The organism is Pseudomonas brassicae (assembly GCF_010671725.1).
Classification (GTDB): Bacteria; Pseudomonadota; Gammaproteobacteria; order Pseudomonadales; family Pseudomonadaceae; genus Aquipseudomonas; species Aquipseudomonas brassicae.
Window position 1 is genome coordinate 1 of record NZ_JAAHBU010000436.1, and the last position, 1049, is coordinate 1049.

The following is a 1049-nucleotide window of genomic DNA, read 5'->3' on the forward strand; positions in this document are numbered from 1 at the left end:
GCCCCGCTGACCCGTTGCCGGGCCGACGAAGGCCGTGTACCCAACGCGTTGATGGCCGAGTACTACGTACAGCGGGCCAGCGCCGGGCTGATCCTCAGCGAGGCCACTTCGGTGACCCCGATGGGCGTCGGCTACCCCGATACGCCGGGCATCTGGTCCACTGACCAGGTGCGTGGCTGGACCAACGTGACCAAGGCGCTGCACGGCGCGGGCGGACGTATCTTCCTGCAACTGTGGCACGTGGGGCGTATTTCGCACCCGATGTACCTGCACGGCGAAGCCCCGGTAGCCCCGAGCGCCATTCAACCCAAGGGCCATGTGAACCTGGTGCGGCCGCTGACCGGCTTCGACACCCCGCGTGCGCTGGAAACCGAAGAAATCGCCGACATCGTCGATGCCTACCGCACCGGTGCCGAAAACGCCAAGGCTGCCGGGTTCGATGGGGTCGAGGTGCATGCGGCCAACGGCTACCTGCTCGACCAGTTCCTGCAGAGCAGCACCAACCAGCGCAGCGACCTGTACGGCGGCTCGCTGGAAAACCGTGCGCGCCTGCTGCTGGAGGTCACCGATGCGGTGATCGAGGTATGGGGCGCGCAGCGGGTGGGCGTGCACCTGTCGCCGCGTGCCGATCTGCACGACATGGGCGATGCCGACCTGACCGAGACGTTCACCTATGTGGCACGCGAGCTGGGCAAGCGTGGCATTGCCTTCATCTGCGCGCGGGAGAAGGTGGCCGACGACAGCATCGGGCCGTTGATCAAGGCGGCGTTCGGCGGGCCTTACATCGTCAATGAGCGTTTCGACAAGGCCAGCTCGAATGCGGCCATTGCCAATGGCACCGCCGATGCGGTGGCGTTCGGCGTACCGTTCATTGCCAACCCGGACCTGCCGGCGCGGCTGAAGGCAGATGCACCGTTGAACGAACCTCGGCCAGAGACCTTCTATGCCAAGGGGCCGGTGGGGTATATCGACTATCCCGTGATGTAACTCGGGCCCCTTCGCTGGCAAGCCAGCTCCCACAGGAAAAGTGCCAATCTGCAAGGCACTGT

General features: G+C 65.4%; 1 protein-coding gene. It reads left to right on the plus strand.

The annotated features are described in order from the left end of the window. Window positions 1-987, plus strand: a 987-nt coding sequence (locus tag G3436_RS23900) for an alkene reductase (protein WP_163950248.1), incomplete at its 5' end; no start/stop codon positions are given. Window positions 988-1049 lie beyond the last annotated feature (62 nt).